Consider the following 23,414-nt stretch of genomic DNA (forward strand, 5'->3'; position numbering starts at 1 on the left):
CTTTTTATATTTATGCACGGCATTTCAAAGACCCTGTTACGCATCGCCTTCCTTACGTTGTTGATTGTCATTCCATTGCAAGGTAAAGACGATGGTGTCTCTGTCGGGTTTGTGTCCGTGGCTTTGGATGCCCGTATTGCTGAGCTAAAGTATCAGAATGGAGCAGAGGTTGAGGAGTTGAACGTGTATAAGGGAGCGCGGTCGAAACGCATCGCTTACAACGGTGATCAAACGGTTCATTTTTTTAGGGAAAGTGAGCAAGTTGATGACAACGGTGATCCCATCCGGACGATTGTGGGCAGTGTGCATTTACCTCAAAAGAACGGCGTTTTTTTATTCATCTTTAGACGACTGCCCGGAGCCGATGAAAAATATAAGATCGTCCCGATCCCCGATGGCTTGAAACAATTTAGGCCCGGCATGTATCGGTTTATTAATCTTACGCCCTATGATATCGCTCTAAAAGTCGGTGAGACTAAATCCTTAATGAAGAAAGGGAAGTTTACGGACCTAGAGAGTAAGGCCGATAGCGGCAGTTATCAGGAAGCGATGATGTATAGTCTCGTAGTGGAGCAGGGGGAAGTAGATATGAAGCCCTACCGCGCCTTCAAGGGTAAGGTGCTCTTTAGCGAGAACCGGCGTAGTATTTATATCATCACCCCTAAAGACGGCGGACGCGCAGGACGTGTCGACATTACCGTCATCCCGGAAAACCTGACAAAGCGCTAGTTGCTATAATCGATAGACCAATGGCGATAATGATGCGTTAATAAGGAAAACGTTTTCACTTTAATTAACCCCTAAGGCAACGTGGTATGTGACTGCATCACATAGCGCTCTAAAATCCCCCCAAACTGATGCGAATAAACTTCGAGAAACTTTTGCGTATCCAGCGGCTTGCTGGACGCTTCATTAGCTGTGCTGCGATCCTCTTTGGAGGTGCTGCGCTTGCTCAAACTTATGAGGATATTGATGGCCTCGTTGTTATTGAGATTGAGCACACACCGTCGGCTCTAGGTAAATGGTTGTTCGAGTCGGACCTCGGCGGATATACTGGGACTGGTTATCTGCGTTTTAATGGAAATTCGCCGCCTTCAGGGCCTGCGGATTCGCCCTTAGAGTATACCTTCCAGATTAACCAGCCGGGCCTCTATTACTTACACTGGCACGCTGCGAAGACGGTATGGGATGGTCGGACCGATGTCGCTAATGATGCCTATGTTCGTGTCGAAGGTGACTATAATGCTGGGCCCAATCCCGGCGACAGTCACGGTGATGATGCTCCACTGTCGATGCTTCAAAGCGATACTAAGTTTTTTGCAGGTAGCGTGGATGCGTTTTCCTGGGCTTCGGGGAATCGACTCGATCCGGGAGGGCATGATAGCAAGCGTGTCGCGGTCTATGATTTTAAAGCGGGTGAAACCTACAAAGTCGTCCTATCGGGGCGTTCGCAGTTGTTCCGTTTTAACCGCATGGTGTTTCGTCATGTCGATGTCGATAAAGCAACGGCTGAAGATCTTTCCCAACCTGAAACTTATGCTGGCGAACGCTATGAGTATGACGCAACCACCGACTTTCCGGACCTCACCAGCGGAGTCGCTGATTACTATGTCGATACGGCGCGCAATGCATTGGGGATCAATGCGTCGATCGTGGAGTTTCGCGATCAGTTTGCACGGGCAAGCCTGACTTTTGATGGTGAGCCGGATACCTACGACGTCGTGGTGACTGCGTTGAAGGAGGAAGATGGCGAATGCACTTATCGACTGCTTGTGAATGGAGTGCAGGTCGGCAGTGCCACGAATGATCCAACGGCGACCGACTATGAGTCCCAGCAGCATTTATTTGAAGATGTCGTCATTCCTGCGGGTGCGGAAATTTCCGTGGAATCGAATAGTGTGACCAACGGGCTCATTCCTGAAGGGAGTGGCACTGCATATGCGCGTGGCCGCTGGACGACCTTGAATCTTTCGCCTCCAGGCTCCGTGATCATTCCGATTCAGACGCCTTTTGGATCCGGATCTATTTTGCCAGGACGCATCGAAGCGGAGGATTTTGACGATGGGGGCGAAGGTCTCGCTTACCATGATATTGGCAACGGCTCGGGTGGGGTGAACTATCGCGCTGGTGAAACAGTGTTTGTAGAGAATTCGGGAGACTCGACCGGGACTTACAACGTGGGCTGGATTGCTGATGGAGAGTGGTTAGAGTATACGACCGATATCACCGGAGGCACGTATGACCTGAATATTCGTATGGCGAGTAACCATTCGACCATCGGTGACTTGCGTATTGTCCTCGGTGGCACGCCATTGCTGAACGATGGTCAGGTGCTGGCGACTGTTGATTTTTCCCATACCGGTGGGTGGCAGACGTATCAAACGTTCACGATTCCTGACATTACACTTCCTGAGGGTGACAACCAAATCGTGCGTCTGGAAGTGGTTGGCGGAAACTTTAACCTGAACTGGTTTGAATTTGTGCCGGATCAAGAGCCTTACAACGGCACGGCAGTTTCGCTACCAGGCCGTGTGGAAGCGGAGAATTATGACACGGGTGGTCAACGGTTCTCCTTCTATGATACGGGTGAAAGTAATCAGGGTGGGGCTTATCGCAGCGATGCAGTCGATATTCAAAGCTCATCCGATACTGGGGGTGGCCACCACATCGGATGGACGGCCGATGGCGAATGGCTTGAATACACGACTGACATTGCTGCCGGCACGTATGATATCGAACTGCGACTCGCGAGTGACAACAGTGCACCCGGAGAGCTTACTTTGGTGCTGGGGGGCACTCCCTTCGGTGGCGACGGCACCGTCCTTGGCACGATCGACGTTCCCGATACGGGAGGCTGGAACTCGTTTCAGACTTTTACAATTTCCGCGGTCGATTTGCCTGCGGGTGATGGCCAGATTATACGGGCTGAGATTACGGATGGTAATTTTAATTTTAACTGGTTTGAAGTGGTTACCAGTAGTCGGCCGGTAGTCGATGCTGGTGATGACCAGGAATTGATCTTTCCCGAGAACTTAACTGCAGTGGCCGGATCAGTTACAGACAATGATGGTATCGACACGCTTAGTTGGGTGCAGGTTTCGGGGCCGAGTGCAGCTTCACTCAATGGCACCGACAGCCTAAACCTGTCGGTTTCCAGTCTTGTTGTCGGCCAGTATGTGTTCCGGCTTACCGCAACGGACATGCTCGGGAATGCCGCGAGTGATGATGTTGTCGTGAATGTGCTACCTGAGGGCGGTCTGTTTGCGGCAGTCACGTCGTTTACTTTAGTCAATGCCGATACCAATGAACCGGTTCCGGGCTTTGATCCAATTGCGGATGGGGCGACGATCCCGACTACTTTGATTGGCACGACGAATTTAAATATCTTGGTGAACACATCACCAGATACGGATTTTGGCCGTGTCTTCGTGGAGGTGAGCGGCGCGACCGCAGCGACCCGCAACGAGAACGGTTATCCATGGGCCTTGTTTGGCGATACGGACGGTGTGCTGTGGGATGGCTCTTTTAATGAGGGTGCGCACACCTTGACTGCGACACCGTATTCCGAAGATGGCAGTGGCGGCGATGTTGGGACGCCGCTGACGATTACGTTTACAGTCACTACGATAGGCGAATACCCAGTCGTGGATGCGGGGGCGGATCGTAATCTATTTCTACCGAATAACTCTGTGATTCTAAGTGGATCGGCGATCGATAATGGCACGATTGCCAGTTACCAGTGGACTCTGGTTTCTGGGCCGAATACGCCGGCTCTCGTTGATTCGGATACCGATACTGTGAGTGTCAGTGGTCTGGTTGAAGGTAGCTATACCTTCCGACTCACTGCGACGGATGATGAAAGCAATAGCGGTCGTGACGATGTGATGGTTTCCGTGGTCGAAGCGGGCGATGGGAGTGTGGCTATTGAGGGCGAACTCAAACGCTGGCATAAGGTGACGCTTACTCTGGATGGGCCTGCGGCCTCGGAGAGCGGAATTACGAATCCATTTGCCGACTATCGTATGGATGTGACCTTCCACCATCCGGAGTCAGGGCTGACCTATGTTCTGCCCGGCTACTTCGCTGCAGATGGTGATGCTGCGAATACTTCAGCGACTGCCGGTAGCTCATGGCGCGCTCATTTGAGCCCGGATCATACGGGAACGTGGACTTATCAGGTTTCGTTCCGCGAAGGTCCGAATGTTGCGATGGAAACAAGTCTATTGGCAGGCGATGCTGTGGCTCCGTTTGATGGCGTCTCGGGGCACTTCGTGATCGAAGAGACCGATAAGGCCGGTCGTGATCTTCGTGCCAAGGGGCGTTTGCAGTATGTCGGCGAACACTATATGACCTTTGCACACACTGGTGAAACGTTCATCAAGCAGGGCCCGGATGCTCCCGAGAATTTCCTCTCATATCAGGACTTTGATGGAGACTTCAAAACGGATGGAGAGAAGGATCATTTGGTAAAGACTTGGACGGCTCACATTCCGGATTGGTCGGAGGGAGATCCGACTTGGCAGGGTGGTAAAGGAAAGGGGATCGTTGGTGCGATCAACTATCTGGCCTCTGAAGGCATGAACGCCTTCTCCTTCCTGACGATGAATATCGAGGGGGATGACCGCAATGTCTTCCCTTATACGACTTACACTGAGCGTTACCGCATGGATTGCTCGCGCCTTGACCAGTGGCAGATGGTTTTAGAGCACGGCACGAACAGGGGCATGTTTCTGCACTTTAAGCTCACTGAGACGGAGAACGAACTCCTTCAGGACGGCGGTGAAGTAGGCCCTGAGCGTAAACTCTACTATAGGGAAATCCTTGCGCGCTTTGGGCACAACTTAGCGTTGAACTGGAATTTGGGTGAGGAGAACCACGACCAAACCGACGCGCAACGAAAGGAAATGGCGCAGTGGTTCCATGATAACGACCCGTATCAACATCCGATTGTGATCCATTCGCATCCTTCAGAGCAAAATCTGGAAGACGTCTATGCCCCGATGCTGGGTGATCTGTCTAAACTCGATGGTGCATCGATTCAAACGGGTTCAGCAAACTTCTCAGATGTGCCCGGCCGCATCAAGGAGTGGGTCACGCGTTCGCGCGATGCGGGTAAGAAGTGGGTTGTTGCCGCGGATGAGACCGGTGGTGCTGCGGCAGGTATTCGTCCGGACGCGGATGCCGGAAACTCACATAGCGATGGGCGTAAAAATGCACTTTGGGGCTGCTTGCTCGCGGGTGGCTATGGCAACGAGTATTACTTCGGCTATTCGTATGCACACTCCGATCTAACTTGTGAAGACTTCCGTAGTCGTGATCAGTGGTGGGACTACTGCCGCTATGCGTTGGAGTTCTTCGAGAAGGTAGAGCTGCCGCTCACCGAGATGATCAACGATAACACGATCAGCAGTGCGGGGAATGACTACTGTTTCTACAAGGAAGGATCTACCTATCTGATTTATCTGAAACTGGGTAACACCACCTCGATTGACCTGACCGGGGTCAGCGGAGAGTTCACTGTAAGTTGGTATGATCCACGCAACGGCGGAGAGTTGCAGCAGGGCAGTGTCACGAGCATCAGTGGTGGCGGTAGTGTTTCAGTTGGCACGCCGCCCTCAGCGACTGACAGCGAGTGGGTTGTCCTAGTGCACCAGCCGAAGCGGGTCGCATACATCCATGGAGATGTGTCCGAAGGTGGCGCTGTTCCTTCTGGTAGCGAAGCTCCTTTTAATCAGATGTTGTTGAGTGATACCGGTAATGAAGGTCTGAGCGCCTTTGAGGATCTCGTTCAGGAGCAAGCGCTGCGGATCGATGCATATTACGACCAGGATACGACCTTAGACGCTAGCTTTCTGAATCAGTTTGATGTAGTCATCTTTGGACTGCACCAAAAGATTTGGTCGGCTAGTGAAAAAGCTGCATTGGACGCTTGGCTGCGAGCTGGTGGTGGTATGTTGATCTACAGTGATTCTGCCTCGGGCGGACGCTTTAACATCGTCGGTGCGCAGAATCCGGTGGGGCAGACGGTGGTGAATAACCTGATCAGCGATTACGGTATGCAGGTGACCGTGGATCAGGCAAATGGTGTCAGAGCGTATCGTGCTGGCTCTGAGCAGAACTATCCCATTGTTTGGGATCAAGCAGTGCTCGAAGGAGAGGGCGTTTCGCCAGTCGCGGTTGATCCTAATGGGGCGGGTTTGGTGCTGATCCCCTATGTGAATGATCCTACGTATCGCGTATCGGGCGATGCGATTATTAATCACACTCAAAATGTAACGATCACAAACCCAGACTATGCCGCGCTGGCATGGGCATATGTGGGGCAGGGGGATCTCATTGTGATGTTTGACCGCCAGCCTATGTGGAATAATGGCGGTGGTTCGAATATACAGAAACGCGACAACGCGCTTATTTTAAAGCGACTCGTGCGCTTCTTGTCTGGCCTGGATCGTTTTGCGGAGATCGATCGCGATGGCGATGGTATTGCCGATCGTGAAGAAGGTTATGAAGATTTGGATGGCGATGGCATACCGAATCATCTGGATGATGATAGCGATGGCGACGGCACTTCAGATGCTGGAGAGTTGCGTTTAGGTCTGAATCCTGCAGATGCGAGTGAGGCTTTTACTGCACGTTTCGTCGCAGAACAGGGTCAACTAGAGTTGCACTGGCCGACCATGCCGGGGAACCGTTTCCGTATGCTGCATTCGAGTGACCTCAGTCTTCCACGTGCACAGTGGGATGTCTATCAGAGTGGTATCATATCGACTGCCAATCGTGCAAGCTATCCGATCGTGCCTGAGTTGGATCAGGACTTTTTCGTGCTCGAATTAGAGTGAATTCGATACGCCTTGACACTCCCCAAAAAATCCCCTCAATGAAGAAAACGTTTTCCTTGTGTTTATTTTCATCTATATCTTATGAGTCAGCTATCTCGTAGAAATTTCATAAAGCAATCTGCTGTTGTGGGGGCTGGCGCTTTTGTGCTTCCTCGGTTTTCGATTGGAAAGCCGGGGGGCTCACCTAATAGCAAGTTGAACATAGCGATGATCGGTGTTGGTGATATCGTTGGCATGGCGTGCAATGGTATTAAGGGAGAGAATATCGTGGCCATGGCGGATGTGGACTCGCGTCAGTTTGGTAATAGTTCGAAGCGTCATCCTGAATTAAAGAAAGCGAAGACCTTTACAGACTATCGTCGAATGTTGGATCAGTTGGGGCACGATATTGATGCGGTCTGTATTAATACACCGGATCATATGCACTTCGCCGCAACCATCGATGCCATGCAACGTGGTAAGCACGTCTGCACACAGAAACCTCTCGCGCATAACATATGGCAGTGTCGCACTCTTAAAAAGGCAAAGGACAAGTATGGTGTGGTCACGAACATGGCGAATCAAGGTCACACGTATCATGGCATCCGTCAGATGCGTGAATGGGTTGAGGCGGATGTATTCGGTGATGTGACAGAGGTTCATATGGGCACCAATGGGCCAAATTGGAAATCTCGCTACTTCGCTTTACCGGAGGGCAGTCGCATCGGTTCGGATCCGCTTCCACGAGAGTTAGACTGGGATCAGTGGCTTGGGCCGCAGGAAAGTCGTCATTTTAACAAAGCCTATCATCCGCTGACGTGGCGCGGGTTTTATGATTTCGGCACTGGGCAATTTGGAGACTGGTTTTGCCATATTGGGGATGGCCCAGTTTGGATACTAGATCTCTATGAACCTGTGTCGGTTGAGTGTATCGAAAAAGGCCCGACATTGGCTGAGGGCATGGTGCCAAATCACAGTGTAATTAAATTTGAGTTTAAGGCTCGTGGAAGCAAAGCGCCGTGCACGCTGTATTGGTATGATGGTATGAATAATGGCGGCACTTCAATTAAACATCCTGAAGAGTGGGATTTAGGCAAGATTCCCGGAGGCGGTTCTTTCTGGTATGGAACCAAGCAGAATGGTTACCTCGACGCCCGTTCGAATAACCCACGTTTGTCGACGAAGCAGGCGAATCAGGACTTTAACAAGGGTGCTGGTATTCCCCAAAAATATGAGCGACTCAATGGTGTGAAAGGTCCGTTTCATGAATGGGTCAAGTGCATCAAGGGTGATCTCAAGGAGTGTGGTTCAAATTTCGATTATGCTGCGCCAATGACTGAAGTCGCTTTGATTGGCTTATTAGCACAGCGCTTTGGTGGACGCATAGAGTGGGACCTCGCGAAGGGTGTCACGAATCGCCCAGAGCTGAATGCTTATGTGAAAGAGCCTGTCCGCAGTGGATGGGAATATGGCACGAACCTGTGGAGATAAAAACACGAGACTATGCTAACTAAAATTATTACTTCTTTCCTCACGCTCAGTTTGCTCAGTCTGACTGTCAGTCGAAGCCAGCATAGCCCTGAGTGGCGCCCCTTGCTAGACCCAGAGCTTTCTCAGTTTGAGATCTGGATGGGGGTGCCGCACGCAAGCGTGGAAGATTTACCAGTAGGCACTTACCAGTCGGAGAATGTGCATAATGGCACACCGATGGGGCTGAATGCCGATTTCAAAAACGTCTTCTCCGTCAGTATTGAAGATGGCGAACCGGTGTTGAAGGTTACTGGAGAGATCTATGGAGGTCTGACGACTTTAGAAGCATTCGAAAACTACCATTTGCGGTTGCAGGTTCGCTGGGGCGAACGCAAGTGGGAGCCTCGTCTTGATAAACTCAGGAATAGTGGACTACCCTATCATTGCCATGTCGGCTGAAATTATGTATCGCAATGTCGAAATTATCGAGTTCGACGAAGCGCTCGCTATCGAGACTTTCGTGCAATAAATCAACTCTAAAAAGGTTTGCGAACTAATTTTCCAGCAACCTGTTAATCCTATCCAGACGCAAAGTCGCAAGCGCCTATGACACAACTACAGAAACGTAAATCCATTCGTGCGAATTCATCCAAACCATCATGAAACTTACCTCGATAATCGCGACTTTAAACCTCTGCTATAGCTTATTGCCATTGAATGCAGCGCTTGTCGTTGATTTTACCCCGAGCAGTACAGCCACCGCAGCCAGGCAAATTCCGTCGCCTCCCTATGCGAATCCTAACGATCCTGGCCCTGACCCTTCTGAAAATAAACTGCCCTGGGATGATGCCTTTCCTTGGTTTTTTCAGGGGACTGCGGGGAGCAATGCGACCGTCTATGGCAGTTTTCGTTACTCGGAGAGGACTGTGCCGAGTTCGGGTAAGCCATTTTACAATGCGAACCTTAGCAACAGCCCTGTTTCTCTGAGTGATTCGCATTTACAGCTGACGGCAAATATAACAAACAATGTGGTTCAAGATCTCCATTATACCAGCTTTTCATCAATGCTGTTCTGGGATTCTAATGACTTCCTTTTGAGCGGCGACAGTTTCCAGTTTTCAGACACATCGGATGATGTATTGCGGCTGGTGTATAGTTACGGGACTCAAAACGGTAACGAACCGGGGGAGGCGATCCGTTTTGTCATCCGCGATGGCTCCACCTACTACGTATCGAATCAGGGAACCAATAGACTCCGTTTTTCCGCGAACAATACTGTGGAAGTCAATGGCGCCTCGAACGGGCTAAAATGGGCGTCTTTTGAGCCAGGTAAATCGGTTTCTTTCAATGCCGATAATGATCCGGCAAACTACGGCCTAGGTGATTCGCTTGTATTCAGCAGTCGCATTTTCAATAATGTTACAGGCGTTGGTTTTTTGGTTAACGCCTCACGTGAGAGCATGAATGCAACGGTGGGCTCACGACTGGATCTCGTCGATTTTCAGGCAGAAATGAGCGCGGCTTCCAATGACGGATATTCGGCGCCTGTGAGTGGGGACAATCTGCAAGGTTGGACGAAAATGTATCGTGATGCATTAGATCCTCTTGCGGACGACGTTTTCCAGCTCAATGAGGCGGGTGTATTGCATATTTATAAAGATTTCCCTCTGGGCTATTGTAGCGATGAGCCGGGAAATCCGACACACGCGATGCTGTTTACAGAAAAACGCTATAGCCGGTATATTTTGCGCTTCGAATACAAGTGGGGAAACAACCTACTCAATAATTATAGGCAGTTTCAATACGACTCGGGTGTTTTCTATCACGTCACAAAAGAGAACGTGTGGCCTCGTGCGCTTGAGTTTCAGGTGCGCTACGATCATGTGAATGATGTCAATTATACCGGTGACATATGGGGTAACGGTATGAAGTTTAAATGGTCTCATATTGCCAAGCGCTATGCTCTACAATCTGAGGGAGGCAAGGTGATATCTGGCCAGGGTGGTCAGTATCGTGCGGCCGAAGTGTCTGAAGTGCACTCCTTGGATGGTCAGTGGAATTTCTGCGAAATCGTGGTAATGGGCGATGAATACGCTATCCATGCAGTTAACGGTGAGGTGGTTAACGTGATCACTGATTTAGAAACCAAAGAGGGCAAGATCGGTATTCAAGCTATGTCGGCTGAAATTATGTATCGCAACATTGAGGTTATCGAATTTGAGGAGTCTTTGCCTATTGAGAGATTTGTAGGTGAGCGTTGAGTGTCGTCACAATAAAAGCCCCAAATATATATCCCTGAAAAATATACCCAGTGCACGGAACTATACTTATAAATCGTGCGCTTGCTGACTTACTTGTAAGATGGTGGGCGTAGTTAGCCATGCCAAGGAAAACGATTTCTTTTCTACTTTTTGCATTCAAATTTTATGAGCCCCTTATCCCGTCGAAATTTCATAAAACAGTCCGCCGTTGTTGGTGCCGGAGCTTTTGTTCTTCCCCGGTTTTCAATTGGTAAACCAGGTGGCTCACCTAACAGTAAGCTGAATATCGCGATGATTGGGCATGGCGATATCGTCGGCATGGCATATAATGGTTTGAAGGGGCACAATATTGTTGCGATTGCCGACGTGGATCAGCGCACGTTTAGTAAACATGCTGACAAGCACTCAGGAGCTCAGACCTTTACCGACTATCGTCGAATGCTCGACCGTATGGGGAAGGAGATTGATGGCGTGTGCATCAATACGCCCGACCACATCCATTTCCCTGCGACGATCGATGCGATGGAGCGTGGACTGCACGTTTGCACACAGAAGCCACTGGCTCATAATATCTGGCAGTGTCGCACGCTCAAGAAGGCGAAGGATAAGTATGGCGTGGTCACGAACATGGCGAACCAAGGTCACACCTATCATGGCATTCGCCAAATGCGGGAATGGGTCGAGGCAGATGTGTTTGGTGACATTAAGGAAGTGCACCTCGGCACCAACGGACCCAATTGGAATTCTCGCTATTTCGCCCTACCTGAGGGAGATCGTATTGGATCCGATGTCGTCCCACAGGATTTGGATTGGGATCTATGGTTGGGGCCTCAGAGTGATCGCCATTTCAATAAAGCTTACCACCCGCTGACATGGCGTGGCTTTTATGACTTCGGGACCGGACAGTTTGGTGACTGGTTCTGTCATATCGGTGACGGGCCAGTTTGGATTCTCGATCTCTATGAGCCTTTTGCCGTCGAGTGTATCGAGAAAGGACCCACTCTAGTTGATGGAATGGTGCCGAATAACAGTCTTATTAAGTTCGAGTTTAAAGCGCGCGGTAGCAAAGCACCTTGCACAATGTATTGGTATGACGGCATGAACAATGGCGGGAGTAAGATTAAGCATTGTCCTGAGTGGGATATGGGTAAGGTGCCGGGCAATGGTTCGTATTGGTATGGGACCAAGCAGAACGGCTATCTGGATGGGCGTTCCAATAATCCACGCTTGACCACCAAGCAGGCGAATCTCGACTTTAATAAGGGTGCGGACATTCCGGAGACTTATGAGCGCTTGCATGGAGTGAAAGGACCCTTCGATGAATGGGCGCGCTGTATCCAAGGCGAGCTCAAAGAGTGTGGTTCGAACTTCGACTACGCGGCCCCGATGACTGAGGTGGCGCTTATTGGACTGATCGCTCAGCGTTTTGGTGGTCGTATTGAGTGGGACCCCGCGAAGGGCATTACTAATCGTCCAGAGCTTAACGCTTATGTGAAAGAACCGACACGCCGTGGGTGGGAATACGGCATGAACTTATGGAAATAAAATTATGCGATCTTTACTAAACCATACGATTACTTACGCACTTGTTCTTGGACTTCTAGGACTGGCTTCCTGTCGTTCTCATACGACTGAATGGCGTGATCTCTTGGACTCAGAGCTCTCTCAATTTGAAGTGTGGATGGGGGTCCCGCATGCTTCAATCGATGGTTTGCCTGAGGGCACTTATAAGTCGGATAACGTGCATAATGGCACACCGATGGGGCTGAATGCAGATGTGAAAGAAGTTTTTTCGGTTTACATTGAAGGCGACGAACCCGTGCTGAAGGTCTCGGGCGAGATCTACGGAGGCTTAACCACGCTAGAGGAGTTTGAGAACTATCACCTACGTGTGCAGGTGAAGTGGGGCGACCGGAAGTGGGAGCCGCGTTTAGATAAACTCCGCGACAGTGGATTGCTGTATCACTGCCATGGTGAGCATGGAAAGTTCTGGAAGGTCTGGAAGGCATGCCTTGAGTTTCAGGTTCAAGAAACGGATCTTGGAGACTTTATTGGTCTCGGTGGGGCTAAAGGCGATGTGCGTAGTCGTAAGGATGGTGAGGGGACTCGCCCGGTCTATGACCGACAGAGCGAAGACTACCACAGTGGCTACATTAGTGCTTATCCTGAGCCTGACCAGCCGCACGGCGAATGGAATCAGTTGGACCTTTATGTGATCGGCAATCGTGCGATCCATGTGGTGAATGGTGAACTAGTGATGGCTGTTGAAAATGCGCGCCGGAAGGATGGCTCATCGCTGACGCGTGGTCAGCTCCAGCTCCAATCAGAAGCAGCCGAAGTTCATTATAAACGACTGAAAATTCGACCGTTGGCTCAGTTTCCCGAGCGGCTCTTAGATTTAGTCAGCTGGCAGTCAGCCGAGTGATAACACCTGTATATCAAAATCAGTAATATGAAGTCTTCATCATATACTTTATTACTTTTAACTGCGAGTATCAGCTTGATGACTGCTTGTAAGAAGCAGCCAGAACCTACTGTGGATACGTCTGAGGTCGTTGAGGCGGCCACCGAATATCCGAAGTTATTTAACGGTAAAGATCTTACTGGTTGGCGTTCGATGATTCGGGATGAAATGGACCCTTTGGCGGATCAGGTGCTTCAAGCGCTTGATGGGGTGCTTCATCTATTCAAGGACTTTCCTGAGGGCTATGGTAATGATGTGAAAGGCAACCCTACGCATGGGATGTTGTTTACGGAACAGTCTTATAGTCATTACATGCTGCGCTTTGAGTATAAGTGGGGGACTAAATTGGTGAATAATTACGACCGATGGCAGTATGACTCCGGCGTCTATTATCATGTGGTGGAGGAGAAATTATGGCCGAGGGGTTTGGAGTTTCAAATCCGCTATAATCATGAAAAAGATCAGAACCATACGGGCGACTTTTGGGGCTCAGGTGTATCGTTCAATTGGTCGACAGGTGCATTAAAACGCTACGTGCCAGTGTCTGCCGGAGGAGAGGTCGTGCGCAAGAGCCAGGAGTGTCTTGCACTCGAGCCCGAGACTGTGCATGCACTGAATGACGAGTGGAACTTATGTGAAGTGGTCGTCATGGGGAGTGACTATGCGATTCATGCTGTGAACGGCCAAATCGTGAATGTTGCGACCGATCTTAGTGTCGGACAGGGGCGATTGGAATTCAGTCCGAAACTGCAGAGATACTATTCCGGAATATTGAAATTATCGAGTTCGACGAAGCGCTCGCTATCGAGACTTTCGTGCAATAAATCAACTCTAAAAAGGTTTGCGAACTAATTTTCCAGCAACCTGTTAATCCTATCCAGACGCAAAGTCGCAAGCGCCTATGACACAACTACAGAAACGTAAATCCATTCGTGCGAATTCATCCAAACCATCATGAAACTTACCTCGATAATCGCTACTTTAAACCTCTGCTATAGCTTATTGCCATTGAATGCAGCGCTTGTCGTTGATTTTACCCCGAGCAGTACAGCCACCGCAGCCAGGCAAATGCCGTCGCCTCCCTATGCGAATCCTAACGATCCTGGCCCTGACCCTTCTGAAAATAAACTGCCCTGGGATGATGCCTTTCCTTGGTTTTTTCAGGGGACTGCGGGGAGCAATGCGACCGTCTATGGCAGTTTTCGTTACTCGGAGAGGACTGTGCCGAGTTCGGGTAAGCCATTTTACAATGCGAACCTTAGCAACAGCCCTGTTTCTCTGAGTGATTCGCATTTACAGCTGACGGCAAATATAACAAACAATGTGGTTCAAGATCTCCATTATACCAGCTTTTCATCAATGCTGTTCTGGGATTCTAATGACTTCCTTTTGAGCGGCGACAGTTTCCAGTTTTCAGACACATCGGATGATGTATTGCGGCTGGTGTATAGTTACGGGACTCAAAACGGTGACGAACCGGGGGAGGCGATCCGTTTTGTCATCCGCGATGGCTCCACCTACTACGTATCGAATCAGGGAACCGATAGTCTCGGTTTTTCCGCGAACAATACTGTGGAAGTCAATGGCGCATCGAACGGGCTAAAATGGGCGTCTTTTGAGCCAGGTAAATCGGTTTCTTTCAATGCCGATAATGATCCGGCAAACTACGGCCTTGGTGATTCGCTTGTATTCAGTAGTCGCACTTTCAATAATGTTACAGGCGTTGGCTTTTTGGTTAACGCATCACGTAAGAACATGAATGCAACGGTGGGCTCACGACTGGATCTCGTCGATTTTCAGGCAGAAATGAGCGTCACAAACCCGTATACGACAGAATCTGGAATGAACGTTATCCTAATTGTTGCGGATGATCTGCGCAATGAGCTCAACTGCTATGGTGCCGATCATGTGATTTCTCCAAACATCGACCGTCTGGCCAATATGGGGATGCGATTTGATAATGCCTATTCCCAGCTATCCGTTTGCAATCCCAGCCGTGCATCCTTCCTCTCCGGTCTGAGGCCCGAACAACTGGGAATACTGGATAATAACGCGCAAGTCCGCATACTATACCCAAACTTGATGACGTTCCCCATCCTCTTTAGGAGTAAAGGCTACTATACCGCGGGCATCGGCAAGATCTACCATGCCGGGGTAAATAGCCAGGGGAACTGGGCTTTCTTCCAAGATCCGTTGTCGTGGATGGACTTTTTTAACGGTACCACGACAGATCTCGGCAAGCAGGGCGCAGGCCGGAATGTAACCAATAATGAGGCAGGATGGGCAAACTGGCTGGCGGCTCTCGGTGATGATGAGGACCAAAGGGATGGTCAGAATGCCACGGAGGCGATGCGCCTGATCGAAAACCACCATGAAGAGCCATTTTTTATCGGGATAGGATTCCATAAGCCGCACGACCCCTTCCATGCTCCTGCCAAGTATTTCGATATGTATCCGATCGAAAATATTGAACTGGAGCAGATGCCGGCGGATCGTTCCACGCTGGTGTCGTATGCGCTCAGTACCCAGTGGGACTTTGCCTCCAATATGAATGATATAGACCGGGCAGAGTTCAAGCGCTCTTACCTCGCCTGCACCACGTTTACCGATGCTCAGATCGGCAGGATCTTTTCCAAGCTGGACGAGCACAACCTGTGGGATAGCACTATCGTAATCTTCATCGGCGACCACGGCTACCACTTGGGCGAACAGGATTGGTGGAACAAAGTCACGCTGTATGATCATGGGGTGCGTGTGCCGATGATCATGTGGGTTCCCGGCGCCAGCGGAATGGGGCAAAGCACTTCCTCGCTCGTGGAATTGGTCGACCTTTACCCCACTCTGGTCGATTATCTGGGTTTTGCTGCGCCCCACCAGTTGGCTGGAAAAAGCCTGAAGCCTATCCTCGACGACCCGGCCCAATCGGTCAAGAACGCCGCATACTCAGCCATATCAAGAGACTCCGAGCCGAACCGCGTTATTGGCCGTTCCATACGCACAGACGACTGGCGCTACACGCAGTGGAACGAAGATGGCATAGAGGGCCGAGAGCTTTACGACGTCAATAATGATACCCTCAACTACTACAACCTGGCGGGAGATCCGGCATACGCAGATGTCGAACAGGAGCTGAAGGCGATGCTGGAAAACCAGGCCAACCAGGGGCGCTTGATTCAGGGGCATGAAAACCTGACACGTCAGAACCCCTTATCGCCATGGTTTAGCGGCAGTTGGTTTAAGACCAATACTGGTATTAGCATGTCCATCGCGGAAACGGGTCTTGAGTACAGCGATCCCAACTACCGCTCCTTCACTCCGGAAAGCATCGTCGGTCCCATCGGCAATGTTGCCCGCAATAGTCGCCCCCTTGCAAACTATTATGGCGACGATACGAATGCCACTTTCTACGTAAGCTTCCTGATGCAAGTCACCGATCTGGATAACACAGGGGCATACAGGGGGCTGGAGTTCCATAGCGGACGACAGTTGCAGGACAACCCTGACCGCCAGCTCCAGATCGCGATTGATGGTGATGCATCCGACTCTTTTTATATCAACCTGCCCAGAATGGGTGAATTCAGGGACTTGGGAACGCTCAACACAAACGTCAACCTGTTCGTCCTGAAGGTTGAAATGACAGATCAGGCGAGAGGCGATAGCGTCACAGTCTGGCAGAACCCCGACCTGAGTGGCACTGGCGAACCCGCCGGCGGCGTGACCATTTCAGACGTTGATTTGCAGCTTGGTTATATGACGCTATCCAGTTTTGGTGGAGGCGAGCCCATCGCGTGGGATGAGATCCGCTTAGGGCGTAGCTTCGAGGACGTGGTTGAAACACCGGATGCCGAGTTTTTTGGCTTCTACGCCAATCCTCCCGCAGGTTTCGCGGAGGTCGAGTTGAGTGGCGTTCCCAACACAACTTACCAGATCGTAGAGTCCGACGACTTGGATTTTTCAGCCACGCCGGTGGACTCGGTCAACATTCAGGAAATCACGGTCGGCTATCCTGAAGGCAGCCATTTCAGCACCGATGCACAAGGAAAAGCAACAGTACGGATCGAATTCGAGGCGGGTAAAAAACAGGCGTTCTTCCGCGGATCCGAAGTCCTATCCGACTGATCTGCAATAACTTCAGATAGGAGGCGAAATCACAAAGAGTGCGATTTGAGGCAACACGAAGGTTCGAAGCGACAACTGAGGGTGGTATGACACAAGGACATGGGTAACAGTTAACACAAGGACATCGGTAACACTATACTGGCGTGATGCTATGGAAGGAAACCGATGCAATGACCGAGAAAGAACGTTTTGTCATACTGGCCCATACGGGCCGCTTCACGATAACCGAGCTGTGCTCTGATTTTGGGTCAAGTCGCAAGACAGGGTATAAATACCGAGTCCGAAGGTCGAGCTGGCTTAAAGGATCGCAGTCGTCGTTCGAAGAGTTGTCCGTTCACAACGCAGGAAGCGATTGAGAATCTTATACCAAGTCCGTCGCGACAACTTTTGCGAATCGCGGTATATGGCTATGTCGTTTCCTTACTTAGTGCCTGGCCGAAAAATGGCATTTGAAAAGAAAACTGCAAAAGTATCAAAATCAAGATTGTGCCAAATCTTCATTTTTAATGCAACGCTCGTATTTTGGGGGATTTCTGGAGGCGTCAATTTGGATTTTCACTGAAAACCGAGGTCCTATAGCGACAGGAAGGCCGCCTGTTCCGTTTTTGGCAGGCTAGTGGCAGCTCAGTGATGTGTGCGAGGCCTGATCTAGGCGGCGGCTCTTGCCGCTCGATCAGCTTCGCGGCGGGCATCTAGCAAATGATTGCCGATTTTGTGCAAGTTGTATGCGAGCACGCCAAGTCCTGCATATTGAGCATAGGCTTGATAGCCTTTGTCTGGGCAGCGATTGAGTCCATGGTGTTCCAGAGAGTTAATGTTACTCTCCACGGCGCTATGTTTATTCGCCAATGTCCGCCATGCTTTCTGGCTCTGTCGCTCTTTATCCGCCGCACTGAGTTTACCTTTCTTGGGCATAATGATGTCAGTCTCTGGCATCGTGAACTCCAAAAGTTCACGATTCTCAATACTACTAAAGCCGCGATCAAAACTGAGGCTGGCAATGTTTTCCTGGCCGAGCTTGGCGATTAAACGATCCGCCAAAGGAGCCACTTCGGCAGCTTCGTCGCCACCGAACATAATCTTGTAGTCGTGAATCATTCCGTATTGATCGGTCGCAATCAGTAGACGATGCCCCAATTCCACGTTGGGGCGACTTTTTCCTTTGTTCACCCATTCAGTGTGCTGCTCGAAGATAGAGTAAAGCTTTTCGCTAGGTGCGATTGTGCGCCCCTCAATCAAGCGATCACTGATCAAGAAGATATGTTTGATCAGCAGGTCGTGATACTCGGCCAGCTCTGTGACCTTTGATTCAAACGCATCTTTTGGCTCTAGAGCCCAGAGCTCATCGAGCAAGCTTAGCACTTTTCCTTCCAGCTCGTAGAGCTTGGTCAAATAACTCTGCGCGGTCTCTATAATGCGATCTTCTTTATTCTTTCCTCCGCCGCGACAAGCCCGCGCACACGCACGAGACAAACCCTTGAGTTGCTTAAACCAATACTGGCTCTTTCGCCAGCCGTTGACTTGATTGAACTTGGCTAGCTCAGTGCTCAGCACGATGCATTTACGCGCACTGTCCCAGGCTAAATTCAAGTCTGTGGGGAAGTGCACATTCGTTTCAAACACGTAGCTATCGGCTTTGATTTCGAGTGCGACGTCTTTTTTTTTAATACAATCGTGCCCGTGCTTAGCGATAATCACATTGATTTGTTCCAGCAACTCTTCACTTAATGGCGGAACGTTGTCCTTTAGAGTGCTCAGCGCGAACTCACACTTCATGTCGAAGGCAGGTTGCCCCAAGAGTTGACGCACTAAAGAATCATAATTGGCAATGTGATGGAGTCGGTCGTAGTTCACGTCCAATGTTAGACGAACCACTCCAAATACCAAAATCTGCCATAAATCCATCCCGCGGCATCCTAGATCAGGGGCCTTACTCAAAATCGCCTTCTCGAGCAGGGCGAATATCTCCTCGCTAATTGCTGGAGTGATGAAAATCCATTGCAACGCTGCTAAGGTGGGCGGCAACTCATCGCGCGTGCGAGTCGGAATCTTTACAAGTTCGATCGGCACCGCGCCGAGTTCGAGTTGGACTTCGAATCTTTTTCTCATGCTTGAAAATAAAGCACAAATCCCGCCGACAGGGCAGCGAATCTTTTGAATTTAGAGCCTTTTTTAAGCCCCGGCGCTCCAGCTGGAAGAAACATTCACGACCTCTCTTGCCTGCTAACCCGCATCAAAACTGATGAAAGACTTTTTCGGCCAGACACTAAATAGACATCAGCTGTGATGGCGCCGCCCGGTGCTGCGGCAGCTTCATCGGATGTGCCGGTATAAACGAACTGGTCACCCATCCATGTGTTGCTACTGTCCTGTAGTCCGATGCGTATCAATGCGTGTTGATTGGGCCACGCATCGAAGGACTCAATGCCGATTCGTGAAATCATGGCGATCTGTTGTCCGCTGGCTTCGCCGACCGTGAGATCATGGCTCGTGCCGTTGCCGGTAGAGGTGCCGGTTAATTTTTGGTAAAACCATTGTGAGTCGCTTGTTGAGGAGCCAGAATTGATCCAGACCATGCCGACTTGGCTTTCTGCACCGAGTGTATTTGCCCACGTGGCGTCAAACCCAGCAGTTTCAACAGTCTTTACATTCGTGCCTGCTTTTTTGACCCAACCTGCGAGTTCCGTATGCTCGCCGGCCGCGAGGTCGTTTTGTTCGAAGTTGCCGTTTGTCAACGGGTTGAGTGTTAGCACTTCGGCTGAACTGAGTAGTGGGGCGAGGAGTAGCGGTGCAAGTGCGATCAGTGTGAATGGACGATATTTTGGGGTATTCATGATACTTTAGAGGTTAAATTTCGACTCTAGCTGACGACTAGAGCTAAAAAACCTAATACCTCCGACACTGAATCTGGGTCAAGTTGAAAGCTAGGAGTCCTTTAGGCACAAAAAAAGAGCCCCCGCAAATGCGGGGGCTCTTTAACCCTAATATATACCCTATATATTAACCCTAAATTTTCTATCGGCGGCGGCGAATCATGACAGATCCGAGTGCCAGCATGCCTGCTAGTAGTGCGTAGGTGCCTGGCTCTGGGACCACTGCGATGCCTGCGTCATCGAAAACCGCACGCGCGTTGCCGCTGTAGCGCCATGCATGAAAGTAGTAGCCTAATGTGCCTGTTTCGGCAGCTAAGCCACTGTCTATTGAGAATGTATCGCTCCAAGCGATGGTATCACCTGTTGCACTGGTATTATCCAAATTGAGGAAGGAGTTAACCGCAGGGGCGCTGGCATTCGGAGTTCCCGCAGCATATTCAACTGTGGTGCCGGTGTAGAGCACCGTTGAGTCTAGCCAGGCATCTTCAGTGGCATCGTAGAGTCCAACTTGAATGATCATATGATTGTTCTGCCAGCCATTAAAGGATTGGATGCCAATGTTGCTGGAGAGCTCAAAGGACTGGCCTGCGGCTTCACCTACTGTTAGAGTATGGCCCGATCCATTGGTATCTGAAGTTCCAGACAACCACTGGAACATGCGTTGATTGCTGTCTCCGTTCGCCCAGAGCACACCAACTTGGCTTTCCGCACCGTGTGAATCTGAGTATTGTCCGTCGTTCGCGAGGTCGGTGTTGAGTTGAAATGCATTGCTGGTGTTGCCCCATCCAGTAATCCCAGACGACTCGTTGCCATCGTTTATTGTCGGATCTTCGAAGTCTGCATTGGTTAAGTTGATACTCGTGACGTCTGCTGTCGCGATTGTGGCTATAGCTAGCGACGCTGCGATATAGAACTTATATGGTTTCAATGCTGTGTAGGAGTTGAATTGAGTGATGGGTGAATTCTGCTCAAAGGTAAACGATTGCCTTGGTGGTAAACGTTTTCCTGTTGTTTTCTCATTACGTCAAGTCTATTATGAGAAAATTGTCTATATTGCATAAATACCTTGGGTTGCAGCGCTAATTCGGCTCCCGGATCTTGATATTACGAAAGTGTAGTTCGCCTTTCTTGCCGGCATGAATCTGGAGGCCAATGAATCCTTCACGGTATTCGTCGTTTTCCCAGTTGGCAGCTGGGACTCCATTGATCCATGTCTTCACGTTGTTGCCGATGGCTTGAATGGTCACTCGATTCCAGCCCTCCATGTTGAGTGCCTCACGTGCTTCTTGATGTGCTTCGAGCCACATGGGGTAATGCCACCCACCAATGCGTTCGCCGTAGATGCCACCGCTCCAGGCGCGGGCTCCGGCACCTTCAAGTTCCACTTGCGGGCCATAGACGATTTCGTGTTGATTGCCCGGTTTGCGTTTAGCGCGAATCATCACGCCACTGTTGCTGTTGACGGCCCAATAGACTTCGACCGTAAAGATAAAATCACCGTAGTCTTCACGCACGGTTGATAGGAATGTGTTTGGAGAACCGGGCACGTTCTTGCCTATGATTTTGTCGCCTGCGGCTTCGAAGGTGCAGGTGCCACCGCGTGGAATCCAGCCGTCCAGATTTTTCCCATTGTAGAGGGACACGAAGTCAGGATGCGTGAGATCGGGCTCGGCATCGGTATTGATCAAGGCCTTCGCAGGTGGCACTTGGTTTTTGAGTCCGTTCTTCGGGAAGTAGCGTTTTTGACTGTCAGCGACAGTTCCTGCATATGCGATGCCTGCGGTGAGCAAGAGTAGAAATATATGTGGAATCTTCATGATGTTTTCTATTCCTAGGATCAGGTCCAAAGGTCGTAGTATTCTTTCCAGCCGCTGCGCGGTGCGGGATCTATCAGTGCATTCGCGACTTTGTTGTTGGTGATTTGCTTGCGCTGTGTGTCGAATTCGAGGGTGCCGCCAAAGCGTTGTGCGAGCATACCCAGTGCGAAGACTTGAGTGAGCTCGCCGCCGACACGGAAGGGGGAGCGCGCCACTTCCTCGCCCTTACATGCGAGTAGAAAGTTCTCCGCGTGGTTGGAATTCTTTTGTGAGAATTCAGGGAGTGAGTCGTGCATCTCACGATATTTAGCGCGGGGCACGATTTGCAAGGGTTGACCATGGTGGCCGCCCTTGAACACGAGATCTTTGCTATAAAGCACTTTGCCGGCGTCTTTAAGTTTCAACGGTTTGCCGTCTTCAGTGTATTCGCCTTCGAGGACTGGATTGTTGCCAAACCCATCATACCATGTGACATCGCAAGCAGGTTTACCTGCGCCACGTGCTGCGAATTGGAATTTGATCGTCGATGCTTCTGGATAGACCAGATCGTATGGATTCACGCCTGCAAGGTGCTCCGCATGAATTGTGTGTGGTAGGCCAAGTTCCAAGAAGCGATGTGGTGTATCCAGAATGTGGGGCCCCCAGTCGCCGAAGCAGCCGCTGCCGAATTCATACCATCCGCGCCAGGCACCCGGGTGTAGCTTGTCGCTGAAAGGGCGATCCGCGGCAACGCAATCGTGCCAGAACTCCCAGTCGACGCCCTTAGGCACTGGTTGAGTTGGGTAGGCATCTGCAGATGGACCCCAGCCATGCCAGCGACGCTTGTAGTTCATGCTCGCGGTGACACGGGTGATGTCTTTGATGACGCCCGCTTCGGTCCATGCTTTAAATTGAAAGTAGTTCGCGCCGGAGTGGCCTTGGTTGCCCATCTGAGTGGCAATATTTGGGTATTTGTCAGCCATACGCATGAGTCGTTCGGCTTGACCAAAGGTATGCGTGAGCGGCTTTTCCACATAGACGTGCTTGCCAAGTGACATGGCGAGCATCGTCGGACAGAAGTGTGCATGGTCGGGCGTCGCAATGAGCACGGCGTCGATGTCGTCTGCCATCTCATCGAACATCTTCCGCCAATCCGTATAGCCCTTTGCTTTTACGGGATACACTTTCTCCTTGTTTTTCCCCTGGGGCGGATTCTTCGCTAGTCCGTGTTGGTAGCGGGATAAGTGTGTATGCTTGCCCTCCATGTCGATATCGCAGAGCGCGACAACATCGCACAGTCCGGTGCCTACCAGTTGACGCCGCACGCCGTTGCCTTGATTACCGATGCCGATGACGGCTAGTCTGATTTTTTCGTTGGGGCTGACCGCTCCCAAGGAGCGATAACTGGGTAAAATTGCGAAGGTCGCAAACGCAGTAGAAGCTTTGACGAATGAGCGGCGACTGATGGGGCTGGATGTATGTTTCATTTGAATTAAGTCGCACGTTAAGGATTTAGTTCGGAAAGTAAACGTTTTCCTCTGAAATTGTCTATTTTAACAAAAATGATGGATGAAGCATTCACCAAATTAGAGCTATTGGGATAGTCTTACCTT

14 protein-coding genes are annotated in these 23,414 nt (G+C 50.5%); 9 read left to right on the forward strand and 5 right to left on the reverse strand.

The genetic code is table 11. The features are described 5' to 3' along the window. Nucleotides 1-12 precede the first annotated feature (12 nt). The 9 genes from GZZ87_RS10275 to GZZ87_RS10315 all read left to right on the forward strand — a co-directional run bounded on the left by GZZ87_RS10275 (nt 13) and on the right by GZZ87_RS10315 (nt 17,132). A complete protein-coding gene (locus tag GZZ87_RS10275) occupies nt 13-729 on the forward strand; it encodes a hypothetical protein (RefSeq protein WP_162027275.1) in 717 nt (238 codons plus the stop codon). Between the two features lie 128 nt (nt 730-857). Continuing rightward, entirely contained in the window at nt 858-6,839 is a 5,982-nt protein-coding gene (locus tag GZZ87_RS10280; RefSeq protein ID WP_162027276.1) for a carbohydrate-binding protein, read from the forward strand. Nucleotides 6,840-6,920: 81 nt separating this feature from the next. Continuing rightward, complete coding sequence (locus GZZ87_RS10285) at nt 6,921-8,309, forward strand: Gfo/Idh/MocA family oxidoreductase (RefSeq protein WP_162027277.1); 1,389 nt, start codon at nt 6,921-6,923, stop codon at nt 8,307-8,309. Between the two features lie 12 nt (nt 8,310-8,321). Further along, on the forward strand, nt 8,322-8,747 hold the full coding sequence (locus tag GZZ87_RS10290; RefSeq protein WP_162027278.1) for a family 16 glycoside hydrolase: 426 nt from the start codon (nt 8,322-8,324) through the stop codon (nt 8,745-8,747). Between the two features lie 200 nt (nt 8,748-8,947). Further along, nucleotides 8,948-10,549 carry a DUF1080 domain-containing protein gene (locus tag GZZ87_RS10295; RefSeq protein WP_162071440.1) on the forward strand — a complete coding sequence of 534 codons (1,602 nt, stop codon included), beginning with the start codon at nt 8,948-8,950 and terminating at the stop codon, nt 10,547-10,549. 165 nt (nt 10,550-10,714) lie between these two features. Then, nucleotides 10,715-12,094 carry a Gfo/Idh/MocA family oxidoreductase gene (locus tag GZZ87_RS10300; RefSeq protein ID WP_162028335.1) on the forward strand — a complete coding sequence of 460 codons (1,380 nt, stop codon included), beginning with the start codon at nt 10,715-10,717 and terminating at the stop codon, nt 12,092-12,094. 4 nt (nt 12,095-12,098) lie between these two features. Beyond that, nucleotides 12,099-12,974: a DUF1080 domain-containing protein gene (locus tag GZZ87_RS10305; protein ID WP_162028334.1), complete on the forward strand. Its 876-nt coding sequence runs from the start codon at nt 12,099-12,101 to the stop codon at nt 12,972-12,974. Between the two features lie 27 nt (nt 12,975-13,001). Further along, nucleotides 13,002-13,865 (forward strand): DUF1080 domain-containing protein, encoded by an 864-nt coding sequence (locus tag GZZ87_RS10310; protein WP_162071441.1) that lies wholly within the window; start codon nt 13,002-13,004, stop codon nt 13,863-13,865. Nucleotides 13,866-13,967: 102 nt separating this feature from the next. After that, the gene (locus GZZ87_RS10315; protein ID WP_162071442.1) at nt 13,968-17,132 is read left to right on the forward strand and encodes a sulfatase; all 3,165 of its coding nucleotides are present in this window, start codon (nt 13,968-13,970) and stop codon (nt 17,130-17,132) included. A 648-nt stretch (nt 17,133-17,780) separates the two neighbouring features. On the opposite strand, the gene GZZ87_RS10320 is transcribed toward GZZ87_RS10315, so the two are convergent. The 5 genes from GZZ87_RS10320 to GZZ87_RS10340 all read right to left on the reverse strand — a co-directional run bounded on the left by GZZ87_RS10320 (nt 17,781) and on the right by GZZ87_RS10340 (nt 23,288). After that, nucleotides 17,781-19,241, reverse strand: a complete 1,461-nt coding sequence (locus GZZ87_RS10320; protein ID WP_162027921.1) for an ISNCY family transposase — start codon at nt 19,239-19,241, stop codon at nt 17,781-17,783. A 95-nt stretch (nt 19,242-19,336) separates the two neighbouring features. Further along, nucleotides 19,337-19,966 carry a hypothetical protein gene (locus GZZ87_RS10325; protein ID WP_162027920.1) on the reverse strand — a complete coding sequence of 210 codons (630 nt, stop codon included), beginning with the start codon at nt 19,964-19,966 and terminating at the stop codon, nt 19,337-19,339. 181 nt (nt 19,967-20,147) lie between these two features. Then, nucleotides 20,148-20,933 (reverse strand): PEP-CTERM sorting domain-containing protein, encoded by a 786-nt coding sequence (locus GZZ87_RS10330; RefSeq protein WP_162027919.1) that lies wholly within the window; start codon nt 20,931-20,933, stop codon nt 20,148-20,150. A gap of 151 nt (nt 20,934-21,084) precedes the next feature. Continuing rightward, nucleotides 21,085-21,822, reverse strand: a complete 738-nt coding sequence (locus tag GZZ87_RS10335; protein ID WP_162027918.1) for a DUF1080 domain-containing protein — start codon at nt 21,820-21,822, stop codon at nt 21,085-21,087. Between the two features lie 20 nt (nt 21,823-21,842). Then, nucleotides 21,843-23,288 (reverse strand): Gfo/Idh/MocA family oxidoreductase, encoded by a 1,446-nt coding sequence (locus GZZ87_RS10340; RefSeq protein ID WP_162027917.1) that lies wholly within the window; start codon nt 23,286-23,288, stop codon nt 21,843-21,845. Between the last annotated feature and the right edge of the window lie 126 nt (nt 23,289-23,414).

The organism is Lentimonas sp. CC4 (genome assembly GCF_902728235.1).
Taxonomy (GTDB): Bacteria; Verrucomicrobiota; Verrucomicrobiia; order Opitutales; family Coraliomargaritaceae; genus Lentimonas.